Raw genomic sequence first — 5,939 nt, 5'->3', positions numbered from 1 at the left:
CGGTCCGCGCCGAAGCGCCCCCGCGCGCGCGCCGAGGAAGCCCCGATCGTCCCGACCTTCAGTCCAGCCAGCCGACATTCGGCGCCGTGGCCCGGGCTCCGGAGCCGAAGCCCGAGCCGGTGATCCACGTCGCGGAAGAGCGTTCGCTGGAGCCGATCGTCGATCCGTGGGTCGAGGAGTACGAGTCCGCTCCGCGTCCCGCCGCCGCCGCGTCGGCGCCGGTCGCCCAGGGCGAACTGCACCTGGACCGCGCCGAGCCCGAGGCGCCGCGCCACGAGCCGGCTTATGACGACTACGACGACCGGGATCACCGCAAGTCGGGCTGGAGCCTGTTCGGCAAGAAGCGCCAGGCGCCCCAGCCGACCTATCCGCAGAACAACCGCCAGACCGAGATGCGTCAGACCGCCCAGGTCCAGCCCGCGCCCGAGCCCGAACTGGGCGAGGCCGAGGACGACCTGGAGATCCCGTCTTTCCTGCGCCGTCTGGCGAACTAGCGGCCAGGGGCTAGGTTCGAGGTTCTAGGGGCGGTCCGGCGGGCCGCCCCTTTTCCATTGAGGCGGTCGATCGGCTCCCTGGAACCTAATCCCTAGAACCTAGACCCTACTCCTCGCCGAGTTTCAGACCGAAACAATCCGAAACCCGACTTTGATTTCGTGCTTGTTCACCATCCTCTAGACGGACGGTGAGGCGAATTCCGCGCGCAGACGCGGACGCGCAAAAGCGAGTTTGAGTGTGTCGGTCCGTAACGACCATCTTCAGAAGACGACCGTCGCGCCCGCGATCATCGCCGGCGTGGGCGTGCACACGGGCGATCGGGTGCGCCTGGCCGTGCGCCCGGCGTCGGTCGGCACGGGCATCGTCTTCGTGCGCACCGACGTGACGGATCGCGACAACCGCATCCCGGTGTCGGGCGAGGCTGTCGTGGACGCCCGCCTGAACACCATGATCGAGAACGCGGCGGGCGTGCGCCTGTCGACGATCGAGCACCTGATGGCCGCCTTCGCCGCCCTGGGCGTGTCCAACGCCGTGGTCGAGGTGGACGGGCCCGAGCTGCCGATCCTGGACGGCTCGGCGCTGCAGTTCGTCCAGTTGCTGGACCGCGCCGGTTTCCGCCGCCAGCCGGAGCCGGTGCGCTACATCGAGATCCTGAAGCCGATCCGGGTGCGCGACGGCGACAAGTCCGCGGCCCTGCTGCCGTGCGACCGCTACGAGATGCGGTTCGAGATCGACTTCGACACGCCAGTCATCGGCAATCAGGTCGTCGACTTCGTGGTCGACGAACAGACCTTCCGCGACCAGATCATGGCCGCCCGCACCTTCGGCTTCGCCCACGAGGTCGAGGCGCTGCGCAAAGCCGGCCTGGCGCGCGGGGGCTCGCTGGAGAACGCCGTGGTCATCGACGGCGACCAGATCCTGAACCCCGGCGGCCTGCGCATGGAGCGCGAGTTCGTGAAGCATAAGGCGCTCGACGCCATCGGCGACCTGTACGTGCTCGGCGCGCCCCTGCTGGGCCGCTACGAGGGCGTGAAGGCGGGCCACGCGATCAACAACCTGCTGGTCCGCGAACTGCTGGCCAATCCGCAGGCCTGGCGCGAGGTCGTCCGCACGCCCGAACTGGCGATGGCGGGCTGACGGCAGGGTCTTCGCGGACCAAGACAACCGCGACATCCGGGCGGCGCGACAACGGGGACAAATCCCGAGACATCCAAGACAATTTTGTCGGCGTTGTATTGCTCAGCCCAGGCTGATCGCGCTCATCAGCCGGCCGAAATCCGGCTCTCCGTTCAGATAGGCCCGACGGTTCGAGTAGAACCGGTCCGCGTCCGTCCGAGTGTCGTCGCCGGTCCAGGCGGCGTCGGCGACGCCGGCCTGCTCCAGCCGCCACAGGACGAAGGCGGGCAGGTCGAACTGGCGCCGGTCGGCCGCGAGGCCGGGGGCGAAGAACCGCTGGCTGCCGGGATCGTGATGCTCGAACCGCTCCTGGAAGGCGGCGTCCACTTCGTAGCTGGCCTGGGCGATGCAGGGGCCGACGACGGCGACCGTGCGACGGGGATCGGCGCCCAGGGCCTGCATGGCGGCGACGGTCGAGTGGATGATTCCCCCCAGCGCCCCTTTCCAGCCGGCATGGGCGGCGCCGACGATCCCAGCCTGGGGGTCGGCCAGCAGGACCGGCGCGCAGTCCGCCGTCAGGACCGCGCAGATCACGCCGGGCGCCGCGGACACCGCGGCGTCGCCTTCGGGCCGTTCGCCCTTCCAGCCCCTCTCCGCGACGCGGGCGACGGCCGAGTGCACCTGGTAGCAGCTGGCCAGGTCGTCGGACTCGCCGCCAAAATGGGCCGCCACGCGGCGGCGGTTCTCGGCGACCGCCGCGGGATCGTCCCTGGAGCCCACGCCGGTGTTCAGGCCTTCGTACAGGCCCGTGGAGACCCCGCCCGCGCGCGTGAAGAAGCCGTGGCGCACGCCGGCCCGGTCCAACAGGGGATGGGTGATCGGCTCCAGCAGCATGCGGCTAGTCTTCGAACCCGGGAACGACGAGCGTGTGCGGAGAGAAGATCGCGCAGGCCTTGAACAGGGTTCCCATCTGGTCGTCGCCGGTCAGGCGGGCCAGCTGGCGGTCGATGATCGGGGCCGCGTCCGGCCGCCCTTCCTTCAGCCGGTCGGCGCGGGGCTCGATGCCCAACAGATGCAGGAACTCGCCCTGGCCCAGGCAGCCGGTGACGTCGGCCCCCGTGTGGACGGCGGCCTCGAGCACCGTGGGGAAGTCGGCCCACTGGGTCAGGTCGCCTCGCCGGGCGTCTCCAGCGGTGCGGACCTCTGGTGGCGGCGCAAGGCCTGGAGCGTGTCGCCGGCCTCGGGCCGGGCGCGGCCGTAGTCGATCAGCAGGGCGGCGCCCGAGGCGGCCTTGACCAGGGCGGCCAGGTCCCGGCCGAATGCGGCCTGCTGGTCCGAGATCTCGACGACCTGGCCCGGCTCGACTTCGAAGGCCGGACGCTTGAAGCCGCCGGTGATCTTCACCAGGCCGAACTGCAGGGCGCCATCCTCGGTGACGCCGACTCGACGCTCGGCCCAGCCGTCGTCGGTCTTCACGAACTGGCGGGCCGGCAGGCAGTCCAGGACCTCGTTGGCGATCAGGATCACCGGAGCGTCGGTCTCGATGCGGTCCAGGGACGAGACCCAGCGCGGATGAACGTCGCTGTCGGCCAGCATGCGCGCTTGGGCGGCCCTGAGCGGGGCCGAGGGCTCGATCAGGATCAGGTCGACGGCATGCAGGAAGTCGGGCGCCAGTCGCGCCGCGCGCAGGGCGTCGGCCATCAGGGTCCCGTCGCCCGGTCCGACCTCGATCAGCCGTACGCGCTCGGGCGCGCCCATCCGGCGCCACAGCTCGATCGCCCACAAGCCGATCAGTTCGCCGAACATCTGGCTGATCATAGGCGCGGTGATGAAGTCGCCGGTCGCGCCGATGGCCGGACGGGTGGCGTAGTAGCCGCCCTGGGGATCGTGCAGGCAGCGCGAGACGTAGTCGGCGACCGTCATGGGACCGGTCAGCGCGATCTCCCGCGCCAGCCGGTCCCTCAGCGAGGGGACTTCGTCCGGCATCAGGCCGCCGCCGGCGGCCGGTTCCAGGCGCGCCAGATCAGCCAGGCGCCGATCAGCATCATCGGGATGGACAGGATCATGCCCATGGTCAGGCCCAGCGGCAGGTGCTCGAGCCCGGCGTCGGGCTGGCGGACGTTCTCCAGCGAGGCGCGGATGACGCCGTAGCCCAGCAGGAAGATCCCGGTCACATAGCCGGGCTTGGCCAGCAGCCGTCCCTTGTGCACGGCGAACCACAGCACCGTGAACAGCACCACGCCCTCCAGGCCGGCCTCGTACAGCTGGCTGGGGTGGCGCACGACATCGCCCGGTCCGATCACGTCGCCGTTGGGGGCGAGGAACTGGCACGTCTGGCCATAGATCTCGCGGGCCCGGTTGCTGCAGAAGTTGACGCCCCAGGCGACGTCCGTCGGGCGGCCCCAGAGCTCGCCGTTGATGAAGTTGGCCAGGCGGCCGAACGCCAAGCCCAGCGGCACGACGGGGGCCACCAGGTCGCCCAGGCTGAGCAGGCGCACCTTGTTGCGGCGGGCGAAGACGAAGATGGCCAGGCAGACGCCGATCAGTCCGCCGTGGAAGGACATGCCGCCGTCCCAGAGCCGGAACAGGGCCAGCCGCTCGCCCCAGTCGGCCCCGGTAAAGACCTGAGCGTAGAGTTCGGGCTTGTAGAAGAGGCCGTAGCCCAGTCGGCCGCCCAGGATGATGCCGAGCGTGATCCATAGGACCAGATCGTCCAGCTGCTGGGTCGTGACCGGGGGCTTGGCCGGCTGCCACAGCGCATTGGCCCGGCCAGACGGGCGGCGTACCACCAGCCCAGGACGATGCCCGCCACATAGGCCAGGGCGTACCAGCGGATGTCCAGGGGGCCGATGCTGAACAGCACCGGATCGAACTCGGGAAATTGCACGGGCGCTCCTGAAGGCGGTTGCAGGGGCGAGGTTTAGCAAGCGTCGCGGCGGTCGTCCCTGAAATTTCGGCAAGGGTCGTCGCGCCAGACCCGGGCCTTAGGTCGCATCGACAGAAAGGTTTCATTCACCATATCCGGCAACCATCGTTAACCAAGACCGCTGGTTTGAGTCGGAGTTCCAAGATGCAAACGCGTAACCCCATCCTGGACGAGTTCGCCAAGCTGACCACCGGCGCCATGGGCTTGGCCCAGGCCGCGGGCGAGGAGGCCAAGACCGCCTTTCGCGCCCAGGCCGATCGTTTCGTGGCCGAAATGGACCTGGTGCGGCGCGACGAGTTCGACGCCCTGAAGGCCGAGATCGCCGCGCTGAGAGCCGAGATCGCGACGCTGAAAGCCGCCAAGACGCCTCGCAAGGGAACGTCCACAGCGTCGGTTCCCCCTCAGGACGCAGCCGGTTGAGCCGAATCTGCGAACCCGCCTACGGTTGCTTAACGGGGCGTGAGTCGCGCCTGGAGACGCCTTGATGGACGCCGCACGGCCCGAAGAAATCGACACGCCCTACGATCCGCTGGACGTGGTCGAGCACGTGCTGGTCGCCGAAAACCTGCCTTTCGATCGGACCGACGAAGGCGATCTGGCCTTCTCGCTGGCCGGGGACTGGAAGGACTACGAACTGTGGTTCGCCTGGCGTCCCGAGGGTGACTGCCTGCAGCTGTGCTGCGCTCTGGACCTGCAGGCCTCCAAGGCCAAGCGCACCGCCGCCTATGAGTTGGTGGGCCTGATCAACCAGCGCACTTGGATGGGGCATTTCGAGGTCTGGGCCGAGGACGGCGAGATCGTCTTCCGCCATTCGCTGGCCCTGCCGATGGGCGAGCGCCCGACCCTGGCCCAGGCGGCATCGATGATCGACGCCGCCGTCGAGGCGGCCGACCGCTACTACCCGGCCTTCGACTTCATGATCCGCGGATCGAAGAAGCCGCAGGAGGCGATCGACGCCTGCCTGTTCGAGACCGTCGGCACGGCCTGAGGCCATGACATCCGATCCTCCGCACGGCGCCGTGGTCTTGGTGGGGTGCGGACGGCTGGGCTCGGCCATCCTGGAAGGGTGGCGCGAGACCGGAGCCGTGGCGGCGACCGATCTGGTCATTCTGACGCCCTCGTCCAAGCCGGCCGCGGAGGCGGCCGCGCGGATGGCGCGTCAGTCAATCCGCCTCTGGAGGCCCTGGGGCGAGCCGCTGTCGTGGTGTTGGCGGTGAAGCCCGCAATGTGGCGTGAGGCGCTTCAGCCGATCACGGACCGCCTGGCCGAGAACGCGGTTCTGGTGTCGGTCATGGCGGGGGTCCGGTCGCCGGATATCGCCGACGCCGTCCGGCGGCCCGTCGCGCGGGTCATGCCGACCACCGCCGTGGCGCAGGCCCGCGGGGTGGCCGCCCTGTGGGCG

At 69.6% G+C, this 5,939-nt stretch carries 5 protein-coding genes and 4 pseudogenes; 6 read left to right on the top strand and 3 right to left on the bottom strand.

Annotation, left to right across the window (positions count from 1 at the left end; genetic code table 11):
* Both AC2W7C_RS12665 and lpxC read left to right on the top strand, forming a co-directional pair.
* A pseudogene (locus AC2W7C_RS12665) lies at positions 1 to 494 on the top strand (cell division protein FtsZ); the annotation flags it as partial.
* A 238-nt stretch (positions 495 to 732) separates the two neighbouring features.
* Positions 733 to 1,632, top strand: coding sequence for a UDP-3-O-acyl-N-acetylglucosamine deacetylase (lpxC, locus tag AC2W7C_RS12660; protein WP_486001761.1), 900 nt, complete (start codon positions 733 to 735; stop codon positions 1,630 to 1,632).
* A 102-nt stretch (positions 1,633 to 1,734) separates the two neighbouring features.
* Here lpxC and pgeF read toward each other — a convergent pair whose 3' ends face one another.
* The 3 genes and pseudogenes from pgeF to lgt all read right to left on the bottom strand — a co-directional run bounded on the left by pgeF (position 1,735) and on the right by lgt (position 4,498).
* A complete protein-coding gene (gene pgeF / locus AC2W7C_RS12655) occupies positions 1,735 to 2,505 on the bottom strand; it encodes a peptidoglycan editing factor PgeF (protein ID WP_486001760.1) in 771 nt (256 codons plus the stop codon).
* Between the two features lie 4 nt (positions 2,506 to 2,509).
* Positions 2,510 to 3,597: pseudogene (locus AC2W7C_RS12650) on the bottom strand (class I SAM-dependent methyltransferase).
* Positions 3,597 to 4,498 (bottom strand): annotated as a pseudogene (gene lgt, locus AC2W7C_RS12645) (prolipoprotein diacylglyceryl transferase). The pseudogenes AC2W7C_RS12650 and lgt overlap by 1 nt, the downstream one beginning before the upstream one ends.
* A 183-nt stretch (positions 4,499 to 4,681) precedes the next feature.
* On the opposite strand from lgt, the gene AC2W7C_RS12640 reads away from it, so the two are divergent.
* From AC2W7C_RS12640 to AC2W7C_RS12625, 4 genes and pseudogenes are all read left to right on the top strand, one after another.
* A complete protein-coding gene (locus tag AC2W7C_RS12640) occupies positions 4,682 to 4,957 on the top strand; it encodes an accessory factor UbiK family protein (protein WP_486001759.1) in 276 nt (91 codons plus the stop codon).
* Positions 4,958 to 5,021: 64 nt separating this feature from the next.
* Positions 5,022 to 5,525 carry a type III secretion system chaperone family protein gene (locus AC2W7C_RS12635; RefSeq protein WP_486001758.1) on the top strand — a complete coding sequence of 168 codons (504 nt, stop codon included), beginning with the start codon at positions 5,022 to 5,024 and terminating at the stop codon, positions 5,523 to 5,525.
* Positions 5,526 to 5,529: 4 nt separating this feature from the next.
* The gene (locus AC2W7C_RS12630) at positions 5,530 to 5,754 is read left to right on the top strand and encodes a hypothetical protein (protein ID WP_486001757.1); all 225 of its coding nucleotides are present in this window, start codon (positions 5,530 to 5,532) and stop codon (positions 5,752 to 5,754) included.
* An 8-nt stretch (positions 5,755 to 5,762) separates the two neighbouring features.
* Positions 5,763 to 5,939 (top strand): annotated as a pseudogene (locus AC2W7C_RS12625) (pyrroline-5-carboxylate reductase); the annotation flags it as partial.

It is taken from the genome of Brevundimonas sp. CURTG3B2_SDJG (assembly GCF_057364705.1).
The sequence above is the reverse complement of the archived record's forward strand: the minus strand, read 5'-3'. Positions and strand labels throughout refer to the sequence as shown.